This window comes from Micromonospora sp. HM134 (assembly GCF_007833915.1).
In the GTDB taxonomy this organism is placed as follows: Bacteria; Actinomycetota; Actinomycetes; order Mycobacteriales; family Micromonosporaceae; genus Micromonospora; species Micromonospora wenchangensis.
On sequence record NZ_CP041061.1, the window covers coordinates 3,270,302 to 3,293,725 of the forward strand.

At 73.4% G+C, this 23,424-nt stretch carries 20 protein-coding genes and 1 pseudogene; 15 read left to right on the forward strand and 6 right to left on the reverse strand.

Translation table 11 applies throughout. The annotated features are described in order from the left end of the window. Positions 1–52 precede the first annotated feature (52 nt). The 5 genes from FJK98_RS14065 to FJK98_RS14085 are packed head-to-tail and all read right to left on the reverse strand — an operon-like array spanning position 53 to position 4,573. Positions 53–754 (reverse strand): ABC transporter ATP-binding protein, encoded by a 702-nt coding sequence (locus tag FJK98_RS14065; protein WP_145919416.1) that lies wholly within the window; start codon positions 752–754, stop codon positions 53–55. Next, a complete protein-coding gene (locus FJK98_RS14070) occupies positions 735–1,493 on the reverse strand; it encodes an ABC transporter ATP-binding protein (protein ID WP_145922747.1) in 759 nt (252 codons plus the stop codon). The genes FJK98_RS14065 and FJK98_RS14070 overlap by 20 nt, the downstream gene beginning before the upstream one ends. Continuing rightward, positions 1,490–2,464, reverse strand: coding sequence for a branched-chain amino acid ABC transporter permease (locus FJK98_RS14075; RefSeq protein WP_145919417.1), 975 nt, complete (start codon positions 2,462–2,464; stop codon positions 1,490–1,492). The genes FJK98_RS14070 and FJK98_RS14075 overlap by 4 nt, the downstream gene beginning before the upstream one ends. Further along, the gene (locus FJK98_RS14080; RefSeq protein WP_145919418.1) at positions 2,461–3,348 is read right to left on the reverse strand and encodes a branched-chain amino acid ABC transporter permease; all 888 of its coding nucleotides are present in this window, start codon (positions 3,346–3,348) and stop codon (positions 2,461–2,463) included. Before FJK98_RS14080 ends, FJK98_RS14075 begins: the two co-directional genes overlap by 4 nt. A gap of 25 nt (positions 3,349–3,373) precedes the next feature. Then, positions 3,374–4,573, reverse strand: coding sequence for an ABC transporter substrate-binding protein (locus tag FJK98_RS14085; RefSeq protein WP_168222462.1), 1,200 nt, complete (start codon positions 4,571–4,573; stop codon positions 3,374–3,376). A 402-nt stretch (positions 4,574–4,975) separates the two neighbouring features. Between FJK98_RS14085 and FJK98_RS14090 the strand changes: the two genes are divergently transcribed. Both FJK98_RS14090 and FJK98_RS14095 read left to right on the forward strand, forming a co-directional pair. Next, a complete protein-coding gene (locus tag FJK98_RS14090; protein ID WP_205789445.1) occupies positions 4,976–5,335 on the forward strand; it encodes an MmcQ/YjbR family DNA-binding protein in 360 nt (119 codons plus the stop codon). Positions 5,336–5,339: 4 nt separating this feature from the next. Then, positions 5,340–5,774, forward strand: coding sequence for a hypothetical protein (locus tag FJK98_RS14095; RefSeq protein WP_145919420.1), 435 nt, complete (start codon positions 5,340–5,342; stop codon positions 5,772–5,774). Positions 5,775–5,837: 63 nt separating this feature from the next. On the opposite strand, the gene FJK98_RS14100 is transcribed toward FJK98_RS14095, so the two are convergent. Then, entirely contained in the window at positions 5,838–7,124 is a 1,287-nt protein-coding gene (locus FJK98_RS14100) for a cation:proton antiporter (protein ID WP_145919421.1), read from the reverse strand. Positions 7,125–7,731: 607 nt separating this feature from the next. Between FJK98_RS14100 and FJK98_RS14105 the strand changes: the two genes are divergently transcribed. The 13 genes and pseudogenes from FJK98_RS14105 to cysK all read left to right on the forward strand — a co-directional run bounded on the left by FJK98_RS14105 (position 7,732) and on the right by cysK (position 23,400). Then, positions 7,732–8,358, forward strand: coding sequence for an FMN-dependent NADH-azoreductase (locus FJK98_RS14105; protein WP_168222463.1), 627 nt, complete (start codon positions 7,732–7,734; stop codon positions 8,356–8,358). Between the two features lie 51 nt (positions 8,359–8,409). Continuing rightward, the gene (locus FJK98_RS14110; protein WP_145919423.1) at positions 8,410–9,255 is read left to right on the forward strand and encodes an SDR family NAD(P)-dependent oxidoreductase; all 846 of its coding nucleotides are present in this window, start codon (positions 8,410–8,412) and stop codon (positions 9,253–9,255) included. 43 nt (positions 9,256–9,298) lie between these two features. Then, positions 9,299–10,378: a hypothetical protein gene (locus FJK98_RS14115; RefSeq protein ID WP_205789446.1), complete on the forward strand. Its 1,080-nt coding sequence runs from the start codon at positions 9,299–9,301 to the stop codon at positions 10,376–10,378. Next, entirely contained in the window at positions 10,379–11,752 is a 1,374-nt protein-coding gene (locus tag FJK98_RS14120; RefSeq protein ID WP_145919424.1) for an aldehyde dehydrogenase family protein, read from the forward strand. It abuts the gene before it with no gap. Continuing rightward, a complete protein-coding gene (locus FJK98_RS14125; RefSeq protein WP_145919425.1) occupies positions 11,739–12,581 on the forward strand; it encodes a hypothetical protein in 843 nt (280 codons plus the stop codon). The genes FJK98_RS14120 and FJK98_RS14125 overlap by 14 nt, the downstream gene beginning before the upstream one ends. Positions 12,582–12,688: 107 nt before the next feature. After that, positions 12,689–14,227 (forward strand): PLP-dependent aminotransferase family protein, encoded by a 1,539-nt coding sequence (locus tag FJK98_RS14130; protein WP_145919426.1) that lies wholly within the window; start codon positions 12,689–12,691, stop codon positions 14,225–14,227. Positions 14,228–14,409: 182 nt separating this feature from the next. Then, complete coding sequence (locus FJK98_RS14135) at positions 14,410–15,624, forward strand: 3-deoxy-7-phosphoheptulonate synthase (RefSeq protein WP_145919427.1); 1,215 nt, start codon at positions 14,410–14,412, stop codon at positions 15,622–15,624. A 45-nt stretch (positions 15,625–15,669) separates the two neighbouring features. Beyond that, on the forward strand, positions 15,670–17,751 hold the full coding sequence (gene pabB / locus FJK98_RS14140) for an aminodeoxychorismate synthase component I (RefSeq protein ID WP_145919428.1): 2,082 nt from the start codon (positions 15,670–15,672) through the stop codon (positions 17,749–17,751). Then, positions 17,738–19,672 carry an FAD/NAD(P)-binding domain-containing protein gene (locus FJK98_RS14145; protein WP_145919429.1) on the forward strand — a complete coding sequence of 645 codons (1,935 nt, stop codon included), beginning with the start codon at positions 17,738–17,740 and terminating at the stop codon, positions 19,670–19,672. Before pabB ends, FJK98_RS14145 begins: the two co-directional genes overlap by 14 nt. Further along, positions 19,669–21,099, forward strand: coding sequence for a 3-carboxy-cis,cis-muconate cycloisomerase (gene pcaB, locus FJK98_RS14150; RefSeq protein WP_145919430.1), 1,431 nt, complete (start codon positions 19,669–19,671; stop codon positions 21,097–21,099). Before FJK98_RS14145 ends, pcaB begins: the two co-directional genes overlap by 4 nt. A gap of 41 nt (positions 21,100–21,140) precedes the next feature. Further along, positions 21,141–22,153: pseudogene (locus FJK98_RS14155) on the forward strand (nitronate monooxygenase). A 27-nt stretch (positions 22,154–22,180) separates the two neighbouring features. Continuing rightward, on the forward strand, positions 22,181–22,405 hold the full coding sequence (locus tag FJK98_RS14160) for a tautomerase family protein (RefSeq protein WP_145919431.1): 225 nt from the start codon (positions 22,181–22,183) through the stop codon (positions 22,403–22,405). Positions 22,406–22,437: 32 nt separating this feature from the next. Next, positions 22,438–23,400 (forward strand): cysteine synthase A, encoded by a 963-nt coding sequence (gene cysK / locus FJK98_RS14165; protein WP_194820995.1) that lies wholly within the window; start codon positions 22,438–22,440, stop codon positions 23,398–23,400. Positions 23,401–23,424: the final 24 nt, after the last annotated feature.

Consider the following 23,424-nt stretch of genomic DNA (forward strand, 5'->3'; position numbering starts at 1 on the left):
TGCGGGTGCGGCCCCACCGTCGGCGACGGTGGGGCCGCACCCGGCCGTGTCCTCACGCCGCGACGCCCAGCAACCGCTGCATCGTCGGCAGGTCCCCGCGCAGGTCCTGGGTGGGGCACCGGTGGACGATCCGGCCCCGGACCATCACCGCCGCCTCCTCGGTCACCCCGAGGGCCAGGTGCAGGTCGTGCTCCACGAGCAGCAGCGTCAACCCTTCCCGCACCACCACCCGCAGCGCCTCGGCCACCTGGTCGACGACGATCGGCGCCAGCCCCTCGGACGGCTCGTCCATCAGGACCAGCCGTGGGTCGGTGGCCAGGGCCCGGCCGATGACGAGCATCTGCTGCTCCCCACCGGAGAGCTGCCCGGCGAGGTGCCGTCGGCGTTGCGCCAGGCGGGGGAACAACTCGTAGACCCGCCCAGTCGGCCAGGTCCGGCCGCCGTGCCGGGTGGCCAGGGCCAGATGCTCGTGCACCGTCAGCGTCGGCCACACCCGCCGTCCCTGCGGCACCAGCGCCACCCCGGCGCGGGCGAGCCGGTCGGCCCGCCAGCCGGTGACGTCCCTACCGTCCAGCAGCACCCGGCCACCGGTGGGCCGCAGCAGCCCGGCGAGAGTGGACACGAGGGTGGTCTTGCCGACCCCGTTGCGGCCCAGCAGGGCCAACGCCCGCCCGGCGGGCAGGTCGAGATCCAGCCCGTGCAGCACCTGCCCCTGCCCGTAGCCGGCGGACAACTCACGCACCGCCAGGTTCACCGTGCACCTCCTCCATCCGGCCGCCGAGGTACGCCTGCTGCACCTCGGGGCTGCGCCGCACCTGCTCGGGCGTGCCGCTGTGCAGCACGGTGCCGAGGTGCAGGACGCTGACCCGGGTCGCGACGTCGAAGACGACGTCCAGGTCGTGCTCGACGAACACGATCGTCACGGTGGGTGGCACGCCGCGCAGCAGCTCCACCAGCCCACCCCGTTCCTCGCCGGACATGCCGGCCGCCGGCTCGTCCAGCAGCAGCAGCTGCGGCCTCGCCGCGAGCGCCACCGCGATCTCCAACCGCCGGCACTGGCTGTACGACAGCGCCGCCACCGGCACGTCCGCCTGGTCGGCCAGGCCGACCGGGGCGAGCGCGGCGGCCACCTCGGCGCGGCGGTGCCGGTCGGTGTGCCGGGCCAGCACCCGGCCACCGGTCAACGCCAGGGCCACGTTCTGCGCGGCGGTCAGCGAACCCAGCAGGGTGGAGTGCTGGAAGCTGCGCCCGATGCCCGCGCGGGCCCGTCGGTGGACCGGGTCCCGGGTGACGTCGCGGCCCCGGTAGTGGACGGTGCCCTCGGACGGGCGTTCCTCCCCGGCGATCAGCTTGAGCAGGGTGCTCTTGCCGGCGCCGTTGGGCCCGATGAGCGCGTGCCGCTCCCCGGCGGCCACCGTCAACCGCACCCCCCGCAGGACGCTCAGCGCGCCGTAACGGTGGTGCACGTCGTGGCAGCGGAGCACGTCGATCATGACGCGGCCCTCCTCAGCCGGATCCGGGCGATCCCCGTGGGCAGCAGGTAGACGACGAGCACGAACAGCAGCCCCAGGGCCAGCGGGCCGTGCCCGTCGAGGGTCGCGCCCAGCGAGTCCCGGACGACGATGACCAGGGCCGCGCCGAGGCAGGGCCCCCACCAGGAGCCGGTGCCGCCGATCACCACGGCCAGCAGGGCGAGCGCGGAGGTCTCGAAGCCGGCGTCGGCGGGGGTGACCAGCCGCTGCTGGGCGGCGAGGAGCCCGCCGGCCAGCCCGGCGACGGCACCGGCGAAGACGAACGCCCCGAGCTTGATCAGCGTGGTCCGGTACCCCAGCGCCCGCATCCGGTCCTCGCTGTCGCGGATGCCCCGCAGCGCCACCCCGGTGGCGGAGGTGGCCGCCAGGCGCAGGGCGAGCAGCCCGACGAGGAAGAAGGCCAGCACGTACCAGTAGGTCGTCGCGGGCTGGTCGAGGACCAGGCCCGACAGCGTCGGCGCCGGTACGCCGTACAGGCCGTTGGAGCCGCCGGTGACCGACTCCCAACTGTCGGCCGCCTGCTGGGTCAGCTCCCCGACCGCCAGGGTCAGCATGAGGAAGAAGACCCCGCCCGCCCGGACGGCGACCGCCCCGGCGACCAGCGCCACCAGGGCGGCGGCGGCCATCCCGACCAGGAGCGCCGGCACGCCCGACGTCACGTGCAGGGCGCTCCAGGCCGCCGCGTACGCGCCGACGCCGAAGAACGCGGCGTGCCCGAGCGACGGCAGCCCGACGACGCCGACCAGCAGGTTGAGGCTCGCCGCGAGCAGCCCGAAGACGAGGATGCGGGTCAGCGTCGTCGTCGCGTACGGGGCGAGGTAGAGCGGGGCGGCGGCCAGCAGCAGGGTGCCGGCGGCCACGCCGGCCGTCGTCCGGACGGCGGGACGCAGCCGGGGACCGGTGGCGGTGCGGGCCGGGGCCAGGGTTGTCATCGTCGTCCTCCCGGGGCGAGGGTGAACAGGCCGCGCGGCCGGACGACGAGCACCGCCGCGAGCGTGCCGAAGAGCAGGAAGGAGGCCAGGCCGGGCAGCACCGCCCGGCCGACGGACTCGACCTGGCCGAACAGCAGCGCGGCGATCAGCGGCCCCCGGATGGAGCCGAGCCCGCCGACCACCACGACCACCAGGGCGAGCACCAGGATGGTGGTGTCCAGCCCCGGACGGGCGTGGTAGATGGGTGCGCCGAGCAGCCCGGCGAGGGTGGCCAGCACCGAACCCAGCACGAACACGCCGCCCCGGACCAGGCGCGGGTCCACCCCGACGGCGGCGACCATGTCCCGGTCGCCGACGGTGGCGCGGAACAGCGCGCCGAGCGAGGTGCGCTCCACGGTCCAGTACACGGCGGCGGCGAGCAGGGCGGCGACCCCGACCAGGGCGAGCCGGTAGCTGGGGTAGCTCCAGCCGGCGACGGTCACGGTGCCGGCCAGACCGGCCGGTGGTTCGGTGGCGCGGACGTCGTCGCCGAACAGCGCGGACAGGATGTCGGCGGCCACCAGGGCGATGCCGAGGGTGAGCAGCGCCTGTTCGAGGTGGGAGCGGCGGGACAGCGGCGCGGTCAGCAGGGACAGCAGGCCACCGGCGGCGGCCCCGAACACGACGACGGCGACGACCGCCCGGCCCAGCGACGGCCAGGTCTGCTGCTCACCGCCGATCCACCAGGCCAGGTAGGCGCCGGTGAGGAACAGCGCCCCGTGGGCGAGGTTCAGCACGTCCATCATGCCGAAGATCAGGGACAGGCCGGCGGCGGTGATGAACAGCAGCAGCCCGATGGCCAGCCCGTTCACCATCGCGGTCAGCGCGATCTGCGCGGTGGGCATCGTGATGCTCCGTCCGCTGGCCCGGTCAGGCCTGCGGGTCGAGCGGACCGAGGTCCTCGACCACGCCGTTGACCGGTGCGCCGCCCCGGGTCTGCACCCGGCGCAGGTAGAAGTTCTGCCGGGGCGACTGCTCCACGAACGACCACGGGCCGCGCGGGCTGTCGGTGATGACGCCGACCGAGCCGAGCGCCCCGGCGAGGCTGTCGCCGTCGACGGCCCCGGCCTGCGCGACGGCGCGGGAGAGCACCTCGGCGGCGTCCCACGCCTGCACCGCGTAGGCGGTGGGGGCGGCGTCGTAGGCGGCGCGGAACGCCTGCCCGAACGCCGTGTTGGCGGGGTTGTCCAGTTCGGAGGTGTAGTGCAGCGTCGACAGCACCCCGTCGGCCGCCGCGCCCTGCGCGGTGAGCACCCCGCCCTCGACGAGGAACCCGGAGGCGTACAGCGGGATGGTGCGGGAGAGCCCGAACTGGGCGTACTGCTTGACGAAGGCCACCGACTCGGCCCCGCCGAAGAAGCAGAACGTGCCCTGGGCGCCGGAGGACTGGATGCGGCTGAGGAACGGCTGGTAGTCCTGGGTCTTGCCGAACGGCGGCTGGCTCCGGCCGACGATGGTGCCCCCACCGGCCCGGTAGGCGTCGCTGAACCCCTTGATCGCCTCGGTGCCGGCGACGTAGTCGGGGGCGATGGCGTAGACCCGGCGTACGCCGCTGGCGGCCAGGTGGCGTCCCATCGCGGCGGCGACCTGGGCGTTGGTGAACGAGGTACGCCAGATGTAGGGGCTGCGGTTGGCGCCGGTGATGGCCCCCGCGCCCGCGTTGGCGATGACCAGCAGCCGGCGGGCGCTGGTGACGAGGTCCCGGACGCCGAGCGCGGTGGCCGAGCTGACGATGCCGACCAGCACGTCGACCCGGTCGTTCTGGAGCAGCTTCTGCACCGCCGGCACGCCGGTCTGCGGGCCCTCGCCCTCGTCGGCGACGACGGTGGTGACCCGGCGACCGCCGAGCCTGCCGTCGTGCTGGCGCAGCCAGAGGTCCCAGCCCCGTTGGATGTCCACGCCCAGCGGGGTGTAGACCCCGGCTTGGGGGATGACGAGGCCCACCTTGACGGTGTTGCTGTCGCCGCCGCTGGCGGCGGTGGCGCCGAGGCTGCTGCCGCAGCCGGTGAGGCCGGCGACGCCGAGGCCGGCGGTGATGCCGAGGAATGTCCTGCGGTTGATTCCGGTCATGGCTTGACTCCCGAACGTATCGAGCAGGATTGGTGGCCTGAAGGTATGGCCGGCCGTCGGGGGCGGCCAGTGCCACATCGCCGCCCGGTCCGGAACCACTCCGCCGCCGGCCGGACCCGTTCCCGGGCGGCGGCGATTGGCCCCGTCGGGCGACGTCAAGTGGCCGTTTTCCGCGCCGCCGGGCCGTGGCACGCTGCTGGACGCCGTCCGGTCCGGACAGGTGGGGAGCCGGCGTGCGCGCGTACGGCCGGCGGGACGGTTCCGCCGACGGCGCGCACCCGGGCTCCGGCCTTCCCGGGTGCCGGTCGGCGCGTCCGCCCGGACGGCACCCGGCGTCGACCGTCTAATGGGCGGTGCGCCCCGCCGCGGGCGTCGTGCCCGCTGACCCGGAGGGAACCGACAATGCTGACACCCGAGCAGGTACGGGAGTTCGCTCTCGCGATGCCGGAGGCGGTGGAACAGGAGACGTGGGGCCATCCCACGTTCCGGGTGCGCGACCGCATCTTCGCCAGCACCTCCGCCGACGGCGTGGTGGCGATCATCCGGGCCTCCAAGGAGGACCAGGCCGAGCTGATGGCGGCCGACCCGGACACCTACGACCCGGCGGACTACTTCGGCCGGTACGGCTGGGTCCGCGCCCAGCTCGCCTCGGCCGACCCGGACGAGATCCGGGAGCTGGTGGTGGAGGGCTGGCGGCGGGCGGCGCCGAAGCGGCTGGTGGCGCGGTACGACGGCGGGCCCGCCCGGACCCCGGGGCGGTGACCGGGTGGCCGCGATCATCCTGGGCTGGAACCCGCAGCGGTGGAACGGGTGGACGCCGAGCTACGAGGAGCTGACGCCGTCGGTCTCCGCGCAGCGCACGTTGGCCGGGTCGTGGACGGTGGGCCGCCGGGTGAACATCCCGGTGGGTGCGGACGCCTGGCTGTTGATGCAGGGCCGCCACCGGGGCCTGGTCGGGCACGGCGTGGTGACCCGCGCCCCGTATCCCGGCCCGCACGACCGGGACCCGTCGGCGACGACGAACTACGTGGACGTCGCCTGGGACGGGCTGCTGCCGGTGGCGCGGCGGATCGTCCCGGAGGTGCTGATGACGGAGGCGTTCGGGGTCGCCTGGGGCTATGTGTTCAGCTCGGGCACCGGGGTGCCGGCCGCCGCCGAGGCGCAGGTCCACCAGCTCTGGCAGCGGCACGCCCTGGACTGATCCGTGGGGGGCCGGCCCCGGCGGCACGCGCACGGCGTGCCACCGGGCCGGCCCCCACGGTGTTCAGCGGCCGACCGGCACGGGTTCGGCAGCCGGCGTCAGCGTCTCGTCGCCCGACGCGGCGCGGGTGGCCAGCAGCGGTCCGGCCATCGCGGTGGTCACCAGGGCCATGATGACCATCATGGTGAACATCTGTCCGTCGAGGACGCCGAGGGAGACGCCGATGTTGAGCACGATCAGCTCGGTCAGTCCCCGGGTGTTCATGAGCACGCCCAACCGGCGTGCCTGCGGCCAGGACAGGCCGAAGGCGCGGGCGGGCAGGGTGGCGCCGGCCATCTTGCCGACGCAGGCGACCAGGATGATGGCGGTGAGTTCGAGCAGGTTGGTCAGGCTCAGCGCGGCGATGTCGACGCTCAGCCCGGTGACGATGAAGAAGACCGGCAGCAGGACCAGGCCGATGTTCTCGAAGGGCACCCGGACGTGCTTGATCAGCGCCTCCGCGGGCTGGCGGGGCATGACGAACCCGAACGCGAAGGCCCCGAAGATGGCGTGGATGCCGATCCAGGTGGTCGCGTAGGAGGACAGGAAGACGCCGGCGGCGGTGATGGCCGCGAGCTGGTAGGTGTTCGGGCCGACCCGGCGGATCAGGGCGGCCAGGCCGGGGCGGACGGCGAAGGCCATCACCGCGACGTACCCGGCGGACATGAGGACCACCTGGGCGAGGTCGGTGGCGTCCCGGGCGGTGGCGACCGCGGCGACCACCGCCAGGATGCACCAGGCCAGCACGTCGTCGATGGCGGCGCTGGCCAGTGCCAGCACGCCGACCTGGGTGTGGGTGAGGCGGCGGTCGCGCAGGATGCGGGCCAGGACGGGGAACGCGGTGATGGCCATGGCGGCGCCGAGGAAGAGGGCGAACGCCAGGAACGGCACGGACTTGCCGGCGATGGTGGCGTGTCGGGGGTAGATGAGGCCGGCCAGGCCGACGCCGAGGGTGAAGGCGAGGGCGATGGAGCACACCGACACCGACAGGGTGAGGCTCTTGCGCCGGGAGACCATGCGCCGGTCGAACTCCCACCCGATGAGGAACATGAACAGCAGGAGGCCGACCTGCGAGATGGCCGACAGGTACGGCCGGGCGGCGGCGGGGAAGAGCAGTGCGGTCAGGTCGCCGGGGAGCAGGCCGAGCAGGCTGGGGCCCAGCGCGATGCCGGCGACGATCTCGCCGATCACCACGGGCTGCCCGAGCCGCCGGGCGATTCCGCCGAACAGGTGGGCTACCAGCAGGACGAGGGCGATGTCGGCCATCACGATTGCCACGGTGAGTTCGGCCGGGGTGGCTACGGACTTCATGAGATCTCCGGATCTGAGCGGGAGAGGGCTGGTCCGCCGGCCGGCGCCGTTAATGCGGGGCCCGCGCGGGTCACCGACCGTAGCAGCGGATTCTGCCGCCCGACATGTCCATGTCCGACGGATCAGGGGTGCCATTTGCCGGCCCGGTCGCGGTGCGCGGGGGGTTGGTGGGAAACGCGACCGGCGGGTGTGTCACCGCCGTTTACGGCCGGCTCTCCTGGCGGTCACCGGGTTAAATGCGGAAAGCTGACTCGTAACTGGCCGGTCAGGTTGCCGACACCGGCTGGTTAACGCGAAATGGTGCATTCCAGCGATCGGTTCCCGATGATGGGTGTCTATAGCGGGGCCTTTTCGAGGCCATTTGGTCACCTGCCGTGACGGTATGATCACCGCATGACATCAATGCTGGACAGCGGCCTGTCCAGTGGCACTGTCTGCGGGCAAAAAATGGCTCTGGTTGCCCCGCAACCGGTGGGTTAGCCTTCCTGACGTTCCGTCCCTCCGGCGACACAGAGAGTGCAACCATGACACGTTCGTCAGCCCTCGGCGGTCATTGCGGTCGGTCCGGGGCGGTCCTGTCCGGCAGCCAGCGGGGGCGGGCCGAGAGGTGACCAGACTGCTGCATGTCAAGGCCACTCCGACCGGCCCGCGAAGCCGCTCGGCCGCCGTCGCCGAGGCGTTTGTCGACGCATTCCTCGAGTGCCACCCGCAGGCGGCAGTCGACGTGCTGGACCTTTCCGCGACCACCCTGCCCCCGGTGGGGGCGGTCGCGGTGGCGGCCAAGAAAAACGCCATCTCCGGTGCCACCGGCTCCGCCGATGAGGCGATGTCGTGGCAACAGACCCGGGAACTCGTACGCCGGTTCACCGATGCTGACCACTATCTGTTTTCCGTGCCGATGTGGAACTTCGGAATCCCCTACCTGCTCAAGCACTTCATCGATATCGTCACCCAGCCGGGGCTGACGTTCCGCCTCGATCCGCGACACGGTTACCAGGGCCTGCTCACCGGCCGCCGGGCCTGTGTCGTCTACACCAGCGGCGTCTACACCCCCGGGTGCCCGCCGGAGTTCGGCGTCGACTTCCAGTCGACGTACCTCAACTACTGGCTGCGCACCATCGGCGTCGACCCGGTGATCGAGGTCGCGCTGCGGCCCACCGACTTCACCCGTTCCCTGGCCGCGGACCTCGACCGCGCCCGCGAGGACGCGCGCAAGGCCGCCCACACCATCTGACCACACCACCGGCCGACGACCCGTCGGCCCGTGCCACAGGAGGGAAGAAGCATGTCCGTCTGGTTCGTCACCGGCGCCTCGCGGGGCTTCGGCCTGGAGATCGTCCGGCAGTTGCTGGAGCGCGGCGAGCAGGTCGTCGCCACGGCGCGCAACACCAGCAGCCTGGCCGAGCTGTCCTACCCCGACCGGCTGCTCGTGGTCCCGCTCGACGTCACCGACCAGTCCCAGGCCGACCGGGCGGTGCTCGCCGCGGTGGAGAGCTTCGGCGGCATCGACGTGCTGGTCAACAACGCCGGCCGGGGCCTGCTCGGCGCCGTCGAGGAGGCCACCGACGCCGAGACCCGGGCGGTGTTCGACACCAACGTCTTCGGCCTGCTGAACGTCACCCGCAGCGTGCTGCCCGTGCTGCGGCGTCAGCGCCGGGGCCGGATCATCAACATCAGCTCGGTCCTCGGCTTCAGCGCCAAGATGGGCTGGGGCGTCTACGCGGCGACGAAGTTCGCGGTGGAGGGGCTCAGCGAGGCCCTGCGGGTGGAGCTGGAGCCGGTCGGCGTCCAGGTGTGCCTGGTGGAGCCCGGCCTGTTCCGGACCGACTTCCTCGACCCCTCGTCGTTGCGCTTCGCCGGCCGCGAGTTCCCGGAGTACGCCGAGACCTCCGGGCGGGTCCGCGCCTGGTCGGTCGGGCACAACCACGCGCAGGCCGGCGACCCCGCGCGGGCGGCGGCGGCCATCATCGACCTCGGCGGCAACCCGCAGCCGCCGTTCCGGCTCCCGCTCGGGGTGGACTCCGTGCAGCGCGTCGGCGAGAAGCTGACCGAGGTGTCGCAGGAGCTCGCGGCCACCCGCGAGATCGGGCTGTCGATGTCCTACCCGGAGCCCGCGGTCGCCGCCCACTGAGGCGGTCCGGGCCCATCCACCAGACGATCGGCGAGGAGCGAGCATGAACACGATGACCACGGCGGTGGCGTCGAGCCGCGTCGAGACCTTCGACGAGCGGCTCCGGCGGCTGCTGCGATGGCACTTCGACCCTCAGACCGGCTCGCCGTTCTGGCTGCGCCAGCGCGGGCTGCTCGACTTCGATCCGCTACGCGACATCGACGGGGCCGCCGACCTGGTGCGGTTCCCGGATCTCACCGACCAGTTGCGGCACGTCCCGGTCGGCGACCTGATCCCGCGCGGCCTGACCGGCACCGGCTTCCGGGTGTACGAGTCGGGCGGGACCAGCGGCGCGCCCAAGCGCATCATCGACCGCGACTACCGGCGTCGGCTGCTCACCTGGGCGATGCAGCGGCTGCGGGCGCACCACATCGCCGACCCGGCGCACTGGCTGCACCTCGGCCCGAGCGGGCCGCACGTCTTCGCCTACGACTGCGCCCGCTACGCCGCCCTGGGCAACGGCCTGTTCCACACGGTCGACTTCGACCCGCGCTGGGTCAAGAAGCTGGTGGCGGCGGGGGAGGCCGACACGGTCAAGCGGTACGTACGGCACCTGCTGGACCAGGCGGCCGAGGTGCTGCGGTCGCAACCGGTCAAGGTGCTCAGCACGACGCCCCCGCTGATCGAGGCGATCTGCGCCGACCCGGAGCTGCACGCGGCCGTCGAGCGGACCGTCGAGACGATCATCTGGGCCGGCACCTCGTTCAGCCCGGAGAGCCTGCGTCAGGTGGAGGAGGTGTTCTTCCCGGACACGACGATCGTGGGCATCTACGGCAACACCCTGATGGGGGTGGCCCCGCAGCGGCCCCGGCAGCCCGACGACCGGCACCTGTGCGTGTTCGAGCCGTACGCCGAGGCGGTCTGGATCGACGTGGTCGACGACGACGGCGCGGTGGTCGACTACGGTCAGCGTGGCCGGGTCCGGCTGAGTCTGGTCAGCGACGAGATGTTCCTGCCCAACGTCATCGAGCGGGACACCGCCGTGCGGGTGGAGCCCGTCGGCGACGCCATGGTCGACGGCCTGGCCGAGGTCGGCACCGTGGCCGAGGTGGGCGACGTCCGGGTGATCGAGGGGGTGTACTGAGTGGACGGCATCGTGGTGGAGCCGATCGTCTGCGGCCGGCCGGTGCGCAGCCTCGACCGGGCCCCGCTCGCCGACGTCCGGGGCGACCTGCTGGGCGAGGTGGGGACGGCGCCCCGGTTGATGGCCGTCGGGGCGGTGACCCGGGCCCGGCGGGCGGCCGACGGCGCTCCGGTCGGGCACGACCTGCTGCTGCGGGCCGCCGACCTGTTCGCCACCGCCGACCTCGACGGGGAGACCCCGCAGGAGTACGAGCGGCGGGTCGCGCTCGCCGCCGGCCTGCCCCGGGTGACCGTCCGCAACGCCGTGGCCGACATCGTGCGCAGCCTCACCCACCTGCCCGCCACCACCCGGGCCGAGCTGCCCGGCACCCGGCTCGGCGACGGCTACGACACGGCCTGGGTGCCGGCCGGTCGGCTCTTCACGGCCGTGATGGCCAGCAACCACCCGGCCCCCAACGACTCGTGGCTGCACGCGCTGGCGTTGGGCTACAGCGTGCTGGTGCGCCCCGGCACCCGGGAGCCCTTCACCGCCCGCCGGTTGACCCTCGCCCTGCTCGCCGCCGGCCTGGCGGAGCACCGGATCTCCTTCCTGCCGTGCGAGCGCGCGGTGGGGGAGTACCTCCTGGAGGCCGCCGACCGGGGCATCGTGTACGGCGGCAGCGACGCCGTACGGCGGTGGGCCGACAGCGCGACGGTCACCACCCGGGGGCCGGGGCGCAGCCGGGTCCTGCTCGACCGGCCGCTGACCGACGAGGTTCTCGACCATCTCACCGTCAGCGCGGCGCACGACGGCGGAACCCGGTGCAACAACATCTCCCTGGTGCTGACCACCGGCGATCCCCGGCAGGTGGCCGCCGCGCTCGCCGCCCGCTTCGACGCGTTGGCCAGCCCGGAGGTGTCGGCCCCCGACGCCACCCTGCCCGTCGTCGACGCCGCCCGCGCCGAGGGCCTGCGCCGGCAGCTCGCCGGGCTGACCTCGGGCGGGGTGGTGGTGCACACGGCGGCCGGCGTGGACCCGCTGGTGCGGCTGCCGGACGGGTCGCACCGGCCGCTGCCCACCGTGCTGTCCACGGACGACGTGCGGCATCCGGCGGTGGGTGTGGAGCTGCCGTTCCCGTTCGTCGTGGTGGCGCCCTGGCGGCGTACGGACGGCACCGCCGCCCTCGGTGACGCGCTGGTGCTCAACCTGCTGACCGACGACGCCGACCTGCGGGCCGCCGTGGTGGCCGATCCGAGCGTCCGCAAGGTCACGTGCGGGCTGACCCTACCCTGGGACAGCACGCCCGGGATTCCGCACGAGGGCAACCTGTCGCTGTTCCTGCTGAAGTCCAAGGGCGTCGTCTCGACCGGAGCGAGGGATCATGCGTTGGCTTGAGGAGTTGCTCTCCGACGGCTGGTGGGCCACCGGCCAGGCGGTGCGGTTCCAGCTGCCCAACCAGAGCGAGTCGTCGATCACCTACGGCGACCTGCTGCGCCAGGCGGCGACGCTGGCCGGCCGGATCGGCGAGCCGGGTGACGGCGCGCAGACCCGGCTGGCCATCCTGACCATGGGCAGCGCGGAGGGGCTGGTCGCGCTGATCGCCGGGCTGATCGTCGGCGCGGTGGTGATCTCGACGCCCATCCAGACGCCGAGCCCCTGGTCGGCGGACCTGCTGGGCGATCCGGACGTGGTGCTGACCGACGCGACGGGCGCGGCGGTGTTGCAGTGTCACGAGCGGCTGACCGGGGCACGTCCGCGCTACCGGGTGCTCGGCGTCGACCTGACCGAACCGGCCAAGGCCAGCGTCCGGCCGGACATCTGCGCCGACCAGGACGACGTCTGCAAGATCGCCTATCTGGACCCGGGCCGCTCGCCGCTGGTGGTGGGGCTGACCGGGTTCGCGCTGGACTCCGCCGTCCGGCAGCCGGAACGCCGGCCGGTGGTGGCGGCGGGTGGGCTCGGCAGCCTCACCGGCCAACTGGCCAGCTACCGGACGCTGGCCGCGGGCGGCGTCGTCGACCTGACCACCTCGCGTCCGGCGGGACGGTCCATTCTGGACGCGGCGATGCCGGTGACCCTGCCGCGCCGGCCGGAGGGCCGGACGGCCGACTCCAGCACCACCTTTCCGTACATCGTGGACAACGCGGCCCAGTTGGACAAACTTGTGTCGGGAATCGTCCTACCGGCCGGGTCCGTCGCGCTTCCGTCAGTAGCTAAGTTGTAGGCATGGTCATTTCCGTTTCTTGAGCCGCCTCGGTCGGGAGATGGATCGTCAGCGCGGCCGGGCACACATGCAATCCCGGCCGCGCCCGATCGGGCAAGGACAAATGCATGCCACGTGAGTCTCCCGCCCTGCCGGGAAGCGGTTTCCTCATCGACCGTCATTCATCGGCGCCGCTCTACCAACAGTTGTACGAACAGTTACGGTGGAGCATCGAGGCGGGTCAACTCACCCCGGGCACCCGACTGCCGGCCACCCGTACCCTGGCCAAGGAGTTGGGGGTTTCCCGCAACACCGTGCTGGTGGCCTACGACCGGCTGCTCGCCGAGGGCTACCTCGACGGCCGGGTGGGTTCCGGCACCCGGGTGGCCACCCGGCAGAGCGTGCGGGAGATGGAGTCCCAACTGCCCCGGCCGGCCGCCAAGACCCCCCTGCGGATCACCCGGGCCGCCCGCCGGATGGCCGAGGCGGCGGCCTACTTCACCCCGGCGCACGACCAGCTGCGCTACCCGGACCGGCCGTTCACCCTCGGCATGCCCGCCCTGGACCTCTTCCCGTCGAAGGTCTGGGGCCAGATCATGTTCAGCAAGTCGCACCAGCTCACCAGCGCCCTCTACACCCACCGCGACCCGGCCGGCTACTGGCCGCTGCGCAAGGGCATCGCGGCCATGCTGGGGCTGATGCGGGGCGTCCGGTGCACCCCGGAACAGGTGATCATCCAGCCGAGCGCCCAGATCGCCGTGCACGTGATGGCCCTGACCCTGCTCGAACCGGGGGAGAAGGTGCTGGTCGAGGACCCGGGCCTGCAGGCCATCCGGGGCGCCCTGCACTCCGCCGGCGCGGACACCTGCCCCGTCCCGGTCGACGCCGAGGGCATGTGCGTGGCCGTGGGCCAGGCCCGCCACCCGGACGCGCGGATGGCCGTGGTGACGCCCAACAACCAGTTCCCCCTGTCGGTGCGGATGTCCGCCGCCCGTCGGGCCGAGGTGCTCGCCTGGGCCCGGGACCGCGACGCCTGGATCATCGAGGACGACTACGACGGCGAGTTCTGGGCGGAGAATCCCGGCCCGCCGCTGCACCAGGGCGACGAGTACGGGCGCGTCATCTATGTCGGGACCTTCAGCAAGGTGCTGTTCCCCGGGCTGTGCCTGGCCTATCTGGTGGTCCCGCCGGATCTGGTCGACATCGTCACCGAGGTGCAGCGGGCGACGGTCAACTCGCTCAACATCCTCACCCAGGCGGCGCTCGCGGAGTTCATCGAGGCGAATCACCTCGCCCGGCACGTACGCCGAATGCGCGACGTCTACCGGGAACGCGGCGACATTCTCGTCGGCGCGCTGCGGGGCCGGCTCGACGGGTTCGTCACGATCGACACCGCGCCACGGGGCACCCATCTGGTCGCCAGCCTGCCCGACACCGCCGACGAACAACGCCTGGCCCGGCTGGGTCGGGAGGCGCGGTTGCGGGTCTATCCGCTGTCGTCGTTCGGCGACGAACTCGAAGGCATCGGGCGGGGCCTGGTCCTCGGTTACGCGGCCACCCCACCCGAGAAGATCCTCTCCGGCGTGACCCGCCTGACGACGGTTGTCGAGCAGTTTACCGGTCGTTCGCATTCGAACAGCCGGGCGGCATTGAGGAAGAGCGTATAAGTCGTTCGCCGGGGGCCAAAGGTCCATGTAGCCAAATAGTCAGGTGCCAATCCCAGTGGTACTAGCGAGATGGCAAACATGGCCCTGTGCCAATCGTCTCTTGCGCCTATACGGTCCGTACCGGATCGCGGCGCCTTCTTCGGTGACCGGGCCGCCCCGAAGAATACAGGGGGAGAGACTTCATGCCATCACCACGGCTTCTCGTACGGCGCCCCGAGGCGCCCACCATCGACAGCTGGAGCCCCGCCGGTTGGCGTACGCTGCCCATCGCGCAGCAGCCGACCTGGCCGGACCGGGACGAACTCGACGCTGTCGCCGACTACCTGTCCGGCCTGCCCGCGCTGACCGAGGTCGCGGAGATCAGGCGGCTGAGGGAGGACATCGCCCGCGCCAGCGTGGGTGAGGCGTTCGTGCTCCAGGCCGGCGACTGCGCCGAGCCGCTCGGCATGGCCGCCACCACCTCGGCACGGGCCAAACACCGGGCCATCACGGCCCTCGGCGAGCGCCTGGCCCGTGAGCTGCGCCGCCCGACCATCGGCGTGGGACGGCTCGCCGGCCAGTTCGCCAAGCCCCGCTCGGAGCCCTTCGAAGCGGTCGACGGCCAACTGCTGCCGGTGTTCCGCGGCCTGATGGTCAACGAGCCGGAGGCCACCGCCACCGCCCGCCAGGCCGACCCGTACCGGCTGCTGTCCTGCTACTACACCGCCCGCCAGGTGGTGGCGGAGCTGGCCCGCTCCGGCGGCGGCGTGCGGACCAGCCACGAGGTGCTGATCCTCGAGTACGAGCAGGCGCTGACCCGCCTCGACGAGGCCAGCGGCGAGTGGTTCCTGCGCTCGACGCACCTGCCCTGGGTGGGTGAGCGCACCCGCGCGGTGGACGGCGCCCACCTGCACTTCCTGGCGGGGCTCGGCAACCCGGTCGCGGTCAAGGTCGGTCCCAGCGCCACGGTCGACGAGGTGCTGCGGATCTGCGCCCTGCTCGACCCGCACCGCCGGCCCGGCCGGCTCACCCTGATCAGCCGGATGGGCCACCGGCAGATCGCCGACCACCTGCCGGCCCTGGTCCGGGCGGTGGCCGAAGCCGGGCACCCGGTCGCCTGGATGTGCGACGCCATGCACGGCAACACCGTCCGCGGTGCCGGTGGGGTGAAGACCCGCCACCTGGACACCATCGTGGGCGAGTTGACCACGTTCGTCGAGGTGCTGCGCAGCCACGGCCGGGAGCCGGCGGGCCTGCACCTGGAGATCGCCGCGGACGACGTCACCGAGTGCGTCGGCGCGGGCGTGGTCGACGAGAGCCAGCTCGGCCGCGCCTACCGGTCGCTGTGCGACCCGCGGCTCAACCACGAGCAGGCCGACGCGGTCGTCGACGCGCTCGTCACCGCGATGCACCGCTGAACACCAGTCCCCACACACCTCGTGACCCGAGCGGAGGAGGCATCAGTGCGTACCCTGCTGGTCGACAACTACGACTCCTACACCTACAACCTGTTCCAGCTCATCGCCGTGGTCAACGGCGTCGAGCCCACCGTCGTCCGCCACGACGACCCGGCCGTGGCCACCCTGGATCTGCGCCGGTTCGACAACGTGGTCATCTCGCCCGGACCCGGCCGGCCCGACCGGGAGAAGGACTTCGGCTTCTCCGCACAGGTCATCGCGGAATCCCCGGTGCCGGTGCTCGGCGTCTGCCTGGGCCACCAGGGCATCGCCTCGGGGCACGGGGCGGCCGTGCACTCCGCGCCCGTACCCCGGCACGGGCACCTGGCGTCGATCACGCACGACGGGGACGGCCTGTTCACCGGCATCCCGCAGCGCTTCACCGCCGTGCGCTACCACTCGCTGTGCGTGTCGGACCTGCCCCCGGAACTGGTCGCCACCGCCTGGGCCGAGGACGGGGTGATCATGGGGCTGCGGCACGTGGACCGGCCGATGTGGGGGCTCCAGTTCCACCCCGAGTCGATCTGCACCGAGTACGGGCAGACCCTGCTCGGCAACTTCCGCGACCTGACCCGGGCCCACCAGGCCCGGGAGAGCATCCAGGTGGCCGCCCCGCCGCCCATCGCCGCGCCGACGCACCGGCTGCACGTGCGCACCCTCGGCTGGGAGACCGACGCCGAGCAGGCGTTCACCCGGCTGTTCCGGGACTCGACCCACGCCTTCTGGCTGGACAGCGCCCGGGTCGAGGAGGGACTGTCCCGCTTCTCCTACCTCGGCGACGCCTCCGGGCCGCTGTCCGAGGTGGTCCGCTACGACGTCGGCACCGGCGCGGTCGAGGTCGCCACGGCGGCCGACGCCCCGACCCGGGTGCCCGGCACCATCCTGTCCTACCTCCAGCAGAGGCTGGCCGGCATCCACCTCGACTCGTCGGCCCTGCCCACCGACCTGACCTGCGGCTACGTCGGCTACTTCGGCTACGAGCTGAAGGGCGACCTGGGTGCCGCCGGGCCGCACCGCGCCGACACCCCGGACGCGTACTGGATCTTCGCCGACCGGTTCGTCGCGGTCGACCACCGGGACCGGCAGACCTACCTGGTGGCCCTCTCCGACGGCAGCGAAGGCAGCGACGAGGCGGCGCAGGACTGGGTCGAGACCGTCGCCGAGCAGCTCACCGCCATCCCCGAGGCGGGACCGGTCACCCCGCTCACCCCGCCGCCGGTCGACACCACCTCGCTGGTCGCGTCGCTGGAACGGGACCGGGAGCAGTACCTGGCCGACATCGCCGCCTGCAAGCGGGAACTGGTCGCCGGGGAGAGCTACGAGATCTGCCTGACCAACGGGCTGCGCCTGCCGCGCCCCCGCGACGGGTTCGCCTTCTACCGGGCCATGCGCCGGTACAACCCCGCGCCCTACTCGGCCTACCTGCGGCTGGGCGACATCGAGGTGGCCTGCTCCTCCCCGGAGCGCTTCCTGCGGCTGACCGCCGACCGGGTGGTGGAGACCAAGCCGATCAAGGGCACCGCTCCCCGGCACCCCGACCCGACGGTCGACGCGGCGCTGCGCGACGAGCTGACCACCAGCGACAAGACCCGCGCCGAGAACCTGATGATCGTCGACCTGCTCCGCAACGACCTCGGCCGGGTGTGCGAGGTCGGCAGCGTCACCGTCCCCAAGCTGATGCAGACCGAGTCGTACGCGAGCGTGCACCAGCTCGTCTCGACCATCCGGGGCCGGCTGCGGGCCGAGGCCAGCGCCGTCGACTGCGTCGAGGCGTGCTTCCCCGGCGGCTCGATGACCGGGGCGCCGAAGCTGCGGACGCTGGAGATCATCGACGGGCTGGAGACCACCGCCCGGGGCATCTACTCCGGCTCGCTGGGCTTCCTGAGCTGCAACGGCACCGCCGATCTGAACATCGTGATCCGCACCGCGGTGCTGTCCGGCGACGGCATGCGGGTCGGCGCGGGCGGGGCCATCATCCTCGACTCCGATCCGGAGGGGGAGTTCGACGAGATGCTGCTGAAGGCCGCCGCCCCGTTGCGCGCGCTGCTCAGCGGCGGCTACCGGGAGGACGTCGATGTCTACCAGTGATCCGCTGTCGGTGTGCATCGTCGGCATGGGGCCGCGTGGGCTCTGTGTGCTGGAGCGCCTGGTCAGCAACGCCGCCGCCGACCCCGACCGGCGGGTACGCATCGACGTCGTCGACCCGTACCCGCCGGGGGCGGGCCGGGTGTGGCGGGCCGACCAGTCGGACCGGCTGCTGATGAACACCGTGGCCTCCCAGGTGACCGTGTTCACCGACCCGACCGTGGAGATGGCCGGCCGCCTCAGCGAGGGCCCCAGCCTCTACGAGTGGGCCCGGTTCCAGGTGCTGATGGGCGACCTCGGCCAGTTCCCGGCCGACGTCGCCGAGGAGCTGCGCGCGGTGGGGCCCGACACCTACTCCACCCGCCGGCTGTTCGGCCACTACCTCGCCTGGGTCTACCGGCGGGTGGTCGGCACCGCGCCGGCGAACGTCAGCGTCCGCGCCCACGCCACGGTCGCCGTCGCGCTGTGGGACGAGTCCGACGGCCGGCAGTGCGTGCAGTTGCAGACCGGCGACCGGCTCCCCGGCCTGGACGCGGTGGTGCTGGCGCAGGGCCACTACCCGGTCACCCCGACCGCGCAGGAGCAGACGCTCGCCGAGTTCGCCGTCGAGCGGGGGCTGACGTACATCCTGCCGGCCAACCCGGCCGACGTGGACCTGTCGATGGTGCGGCCCGGCGAACCCACCCTGCTGCGCGGGCTCGGGCTCTGCTTCTTCGACTACCTGGCGCTGCTCACCGAGGGCCGCGCCGGCCGCTACGTCCGCGCCGACGACGGCCGGTTGACCTACCTGCCGTCCGGGTTGGAGCCGCAGCTGCTGGCCGGCTCCCGGCGCGGCATCCCGTACCGGGCCCGGGGCCGCAACGAGAAGGGCGCACACGGGCGGCACGAGCCGCGGGTGCTCACCGTCGCGCTGGTCGAGCGGCTGCGCGCGGCCCGGGACGGCGTCGCGATGGACTTCATGACCGACCTGTGGCCGCTGATCGCCAAGGAGGTGGAGACCGCCTTCTACGTGGCGGTGCTGCGCCGGGCCGGCTGCCGCGGCAAGGCCCGCCGGTTCGAGGCCGAGTACCTCCAGACGCCCCGGGGCGACGCGCGGGAGGAGGAGATCCGCCAGCGCTACGGGATCACCGAGCGGTGGGACTGGGACACGGTGCTGGACCCGGCCCGCGAGGAGACCTTCACCGGGTCGGCGGCGTTGCAGGAGTGGATGCTGCGCTACCTCGACGAGGACGCCCGCACGGCGGACGAGGGGAACGTCAGCGGCCCGCTCAAGGCGGCCATGGACGTCCTGCGCGACCTGCGCAACGAGGTCCGACTCGCCGTCGACCACGGCGGTCTGCGGGGCGCCTCGCACCGCGAGCACCTGGACCGCTGGTACACCCCGATGAACGCCTTCCTCAGCATCGGACCGCCGGCCCACCGGGTCGAGCAGCTGGCCGCGCTCATCCGCGCCGGGGTGCTGCGGGTCGTCGGGGCCGAGATGCGGGTGACGCCGTACCCCGAGCGGGCCGGGTTCCTCGTCGAGTCGCCCCGGACGCCGGGGAGCCGGGACGTGGTGACCGCCATGATCGAGGCGCGGCTGCCGGAGGTGGACCTGCGGCGTACCGCCGATCCGTTGCTCGGCTGGATGCTCGCGCACCGGTCCTGCGCGCCGCACGTGGTGCCCGACCGGGAGGCCGAGCCGCACGTCACCGGCGGCCTGGCGGTGACCGGCCGGCCGTTCCACCCGGTGTCGGCCGCCGGCGAGCGACACGCCCGGCGGTTCGTGTTCGGGGTGCCCACCGAGGGCGCACACTGGGCCACCGCGGCGGGCGCGCGGCCGGGCGTCAACTCGGTGATGCTCGGCGACGCGGACGCGATCAGCCTGTCGGTGCTCGCCCTCACCGCGCAGGCGGCCACCACGACGGGAGCGGTGACGACATGACCGAAGGCTTCGACCACGGGCTGCTCAGCCCCAGCAGCGCCGACCGGAGCATCGAGAACGCCGTCCGGGACCGGGCGGTCCTACAGGCGATGCTCGACGCGGAGGCCGCCCTGGTGCGGGCCCAGGCCCGGATGGGGGTGGTGCCCCGGGAACACGCGGACACCATCACCGCCGTCGCCGACGCCCGCCGGATCGACCTCGACGCGGTGGCCCGCCGGGCGACCGAGACGGCCAACCCGGTGGTCGCGGTGGTCGCCGCGCTCACCGACCTGGTAACGGCGCTGGACCCGGCCGCCGCGGAGTACGTGCACCGCGGCTCCACCAGCCAGGACATCCTGGACACCGCGCTGATCCTGGTGGCGGAGCGGGCGTTGCGGGTCATCGACGCGGACCTGGCCGCCACCGCCGACGCGCTGGCCACCCTCGCCGACCGGCACCGGGGCACGCCGCTCGCCGGCCGGACCCTGACCCAGCACGCCGTGCCGACCACGTTCGGCCTGAAGGCGGCGACCTGGCTCTCCGGCGTCCTCGACGCGCGGCAGGCGATCCACGCCCTGCTCGCCGAGGGGCTGCCGGTGCAGCTCGGCGGGGCCGCCGGCACCCTCGGCGCATACCTGGAGTTCGCCCGGCTGGCCGGGGACACCGACGACGGCTACGCCGAGAAGCTGATCCACGCCTTCGCCGCCGAACTGTCCCTGGCCGAGCCGCACGCGCCCTGGCACACCGTGCGTACGCCCCTGCACGCCGTCGCGGGCGTGCTGGGCCTCACCACCGGCGTGCTCGGCGCGATGGCGGCGGACGTGCAGGTCATGGCGCGTACCGAGATCGGGGAGCTGGCCGAGCCGACCGGCCCGGGACGCGGGGTGTCCTCGGCGATGCCGCACAAACGCAACCCGGTGCTGGCGACCCGGATCCGGGCGGCGGCCACCCAGTTGCCGCTGCTCGCCGCGACCGTCGCGCACTGCCTCGTCGCCGAGGACGAACGCCCCGGCGGCGCCTGGCACGCCGAGTGGCAGCCGTTCCGGGAGGCGTTGCGGCTGGCCGGCGGGGCCGCCGACGCGGCGGCCGAGCTGGCCGCCGGGCTGACGGTGTTCCCCGGCCGGATGCGCGCCAACCTCGACCTCGCCGGGGAGTTCATGGCCTCGGAGCGGTTGGCCGTGCGGCTCGCCCCGCTGCTCGGCAAGGCGGTGGCGAAGGAGCTGCTGACCACCCTGACCGGCCGGGCGGTGCAGACCGGGCAGCCGCTGCGCGACCTGGTGGCGGCCGATCCCCGGGTCACCGCCGTCCTCGACCCGGCCGAGGTCGCCAGCCTGCTCGACCCGGCCCACTACGTCGGCGCCGCCGACCTGCTGGTGGACCGGGTGCTGCACCGGCACCGCACGGTCGGCGCGCGGTCGGCCTTCGCGACCGAGGGCCGGCGGCTGTGAGCGGGCCGGGCCCCCTGGCGCGTCCGGTGGTCGGCGCGCCGATGGCGGGGGGAGTCAGCACGCCCGCCCTCGTCGCGGCCGTCGGCGACGCCGGGGGGCTCGGTTTCCTGGCCGCCGGTTACCTCCGGCCGGCGGACCTGGCCGCCGACATCGACCAGGTCCGTCGCAGCACCACCGCACCGTTCGGGGTCAACGTCTTCGTGCCGGAGTCCCGGCCGGTGGACCGGGCCGCCGTCGCCCGGTTCCGGCAGGCGTTGCTGCCCGGGGCCACCCGGTGGGGGGTGACCCTGCCCGAGCCGCCCGAGCGGGACACCGACCACTTCACCGACAAGATCGAGGTGCTGCTCGCCGCGCGGGTGCCGGTGGTCAGCTTCACCTTCGGCTGCCCGTCCCGGGCGGTCGTCGACCGGCTGCACGCCGCCGGGTCGCAGGTCGTCGTCACGGTCACCGACGTCACGGAGGCGCTGGTGGCCGTCGCGGCCGGGGCCGACGCGCTCTGCGTGCAGAGCGCCGACGCCGGCGGGCACCGGGCGAGCTTCACCCCGGACCTCCGTCCCGACCCGCAGCCGGGCACGGCCGAACTGGTCGGGACGGTCCGGCGGGCCGTCGCGGTGCCGCTGATCGCCGCCGGGGGATCACCGGCCCGGCGCAGGTCGACGCGGTGGTCGCGGCCGGCGCGTCGGCGGTGCAGGTCGGCACCGCCCTGCTGCTGACCCCGCAGGCCGGCACCCATCCGGCGTACCGGGCCGCGCTGACCGACCCCGGCCGGCCCGGCACCGTCGTCACCCGGGCCTTCTCGGGCCGACCGGCGCGGGGGCTGCGCAACCGGTTCGTCGACGCCTTCGACGCGCTGGCCCCCGCCGCCTACCCGCAGGTCCACCACCTGACCAAACCGTTGCGGGTGGCGGCGGCGGCACGCGGCGACGCCGAGCAGATGGCGCTCTGGGCCGGCACGGGCTACCGGTCCGCCCGGCCGGAACCCGCCGGGCGGGTGGTCACCCGCCTCGCCGCCGCCGTGGCCGCCGCGACCCCGCCGCGTCCCGTACCCCGTTGACCCGTCAATTCCCCCCAGGAGGACCCGATGCCGCACATCAACATCAAGTTTTTCCCGGTCGACCTGCACCGGGACACCGAGCAGCAACTCGTCGACGAGCTGACCGAGGCGGTCACCGCCGCCTTCGGGTGCAGCCCGAACGTGGTGTCCATCGCCCTGGAACCGGTGGAGGAGCAGCGCTGGCAGGCGCAGGTCTACCAGCCGGAGATCGTCGAACGGCAGCACCTGCTGCGCAAGGTGCCGAACTACTGACGCCCCGGCCCCTTGAGGAGGTGGAGACCGTCATGGCGCAGCCGACCCGTACCCTCGCACCGAGACCGTTACCCAGCATCGCCGACGGCATCGACGATCTCGTCGGCAACACACCGCTGCTGCGCCTGCCCGTCGCGCACCGGGCGCCCGGCGCCGACGTGCTGGCGAAGCTGGAGTGCGCCAACCCGGCCGCCAGCGTGAAGGACCGCGCGGCGCTCTACATGCTCCGCGCGGCGGAGGCCGACGGGCGGCTGCGCCCCGGCGGCGTCGTCGTGGAGGCGACGTCGGGCAACACCGGGATCGCGTTGGCCGCGTTGTGTGCGGCGCGCGGGCACCGGTGCATCATCGTGCTGCCGGACAACGCCACCCCGGAGCGGATCGGCCTGCTGCGCCGCTTCGGCGCCGACGTGGTGCTGACCCCACGCGAGGCACGCTACCAGGGCGCGGTCGACAAGGCCGAGGAGATCTGCGCGATGACGCCGGGCGCGTGGTTCGTCCGGCAGCACGACAACGACGACAATCCCCGGGCCCACCGGGAGACCACCGGCCCGGAGATCTGGGCCGACACCGGCGGTCAGGTCGACGTCCTGGTCTGCGGGGTCGGCACCGGCGGCACGCTCAGCGGCACCGCCGGCTATCTCAAGGACCGCAACCCGGCGCTGCTGGCGGTCGCGGTGGAGCCGGCGGGTTCGCCGCTGCTGTCCGGGGGTACGGCCGGGACCCACGCCATCCCCGGCTTCAACGGCGGGTTCGTCGCGCCCACCACCGATCTGGACCTGATCGACGAGGTCGTCACCGTCACCGACGACGAGGCGGCGGACACGAGCCGCTGGCTGGCCCGCCGTGTCGGGGTCCTCGCCGGGGTGTCCTCCGGGGCGGCGACGCACGTGGCGCTGCGGGTGGCCCGCCGGCGCAGCAGCGTCGACAAGCGGATCGTCGTCATCCTCCCCGACACCGGGGAGCGCTACCTGAGCATGTGGTCGGAGCGTCCGTGAGACGCCGGAGATTCGGAGGGGACG

Coding starts and splice junctions, on each gene's coding strand:
- FJK98_RS14070 (WP_145922747.1), bottom strand. CDS start 1,493: ATGATCGACGTGCTCCGCTGCCACGACGTGCACCACCGTTACGGCGCG.
- FJK98_RS14075 (WP_145919417.1), bottom strand. CDS start 2,464: ATGACAACCCTGGCCCCGGCCCGCACCGCCACCGGTCCCCGGCTGCGT.
- FJK98_RS14080 (WP_145919418.1), bottom strand. CDS start 3,348: ATGCCCACCGCGCAGATCGCGCTGACCGCGATGGTGAACGGGCTGGCC.
- FJK98_RS14085 (WP_168222462.1), bottom strand. CDS start 4,573: ATGACCGGAATCAACCGCAGGACATTCCTCGGCATCACCGCCGGCCTC.
- FJK98_RS14090 (WP_205789445.1), top strand. CDS start 4,976: ATGCTGACACCCGAGCAGGTACGGGAGTTCGCTCTCGCGATGCCGGAG.
- FJK98_RS14100 (WP_145919421.1), bottom strand. CDS start 7,124: ATGAAGTCCGTAGCCACCCCGGCCGAACTCACCGTGGCAATCGTGATG.
- FJK98_RS14110 (WP_145919423.1), top strand. CDS start 8,410: ATGTCCGTCTGGTTCGTCACCGGCGCCTCGCGGGGCTTCGGCCTGGAG.
- FJK98_RS14115 (WP_205789446.1), top strand. CDS start 9,299: ATGAACACGATGACCACGGCGGTGGCGTCGAGCCGCGTCGAGACCTTC.
- FJK98_RS14125 (WP_145919425.1), top strand. CDS start 11,739: ATGCGTTGGCTTGAGGAGTTGCTCTCCGACGGCTGGTGGGCCACCGGC.
- FJK98_RS14130 (WP_145919426.1), top strand. CDS start 12,689: ATGCCACGTGAGTCTCCCGCCCTGCCGGGAAGCGGTTTCCTCATCGAC.
- FJK98_RS14135 (WP_145919427.1), top strand. CDS start 14,410: ATGCCATCACCACGGCTTCTCGTACGGCGCCCCGAGGCGCCCACCATC.
- FJK98_RS14145 (WP_145919429.1), top strand. CDS start 17,738: ATGTCTACCAGTGATCCGCTGTCGGTGTGCATCGTCGGCATGGGGCCG.
- pcaB (WP_145919430.1), top strand. CDS start 19,669: ATGACCGAAGGCTTCGACCACGGGCTGCTCAGCCCCAGCAGCGCCGAC.
- FJK98_RS14160 (WP_145919431.1), top strand. CDS start 22,181: ATGCCGCACATCAACATCAAGTTTTTCCCGGTCGACCTGCACCGGGAC.
- cysK (WP_194820995.1), top strand. CDS start 22,438: ATGGCGCAGCCGACCCGTACCCTCGCACCGAGACCGTTACCCAGCATC.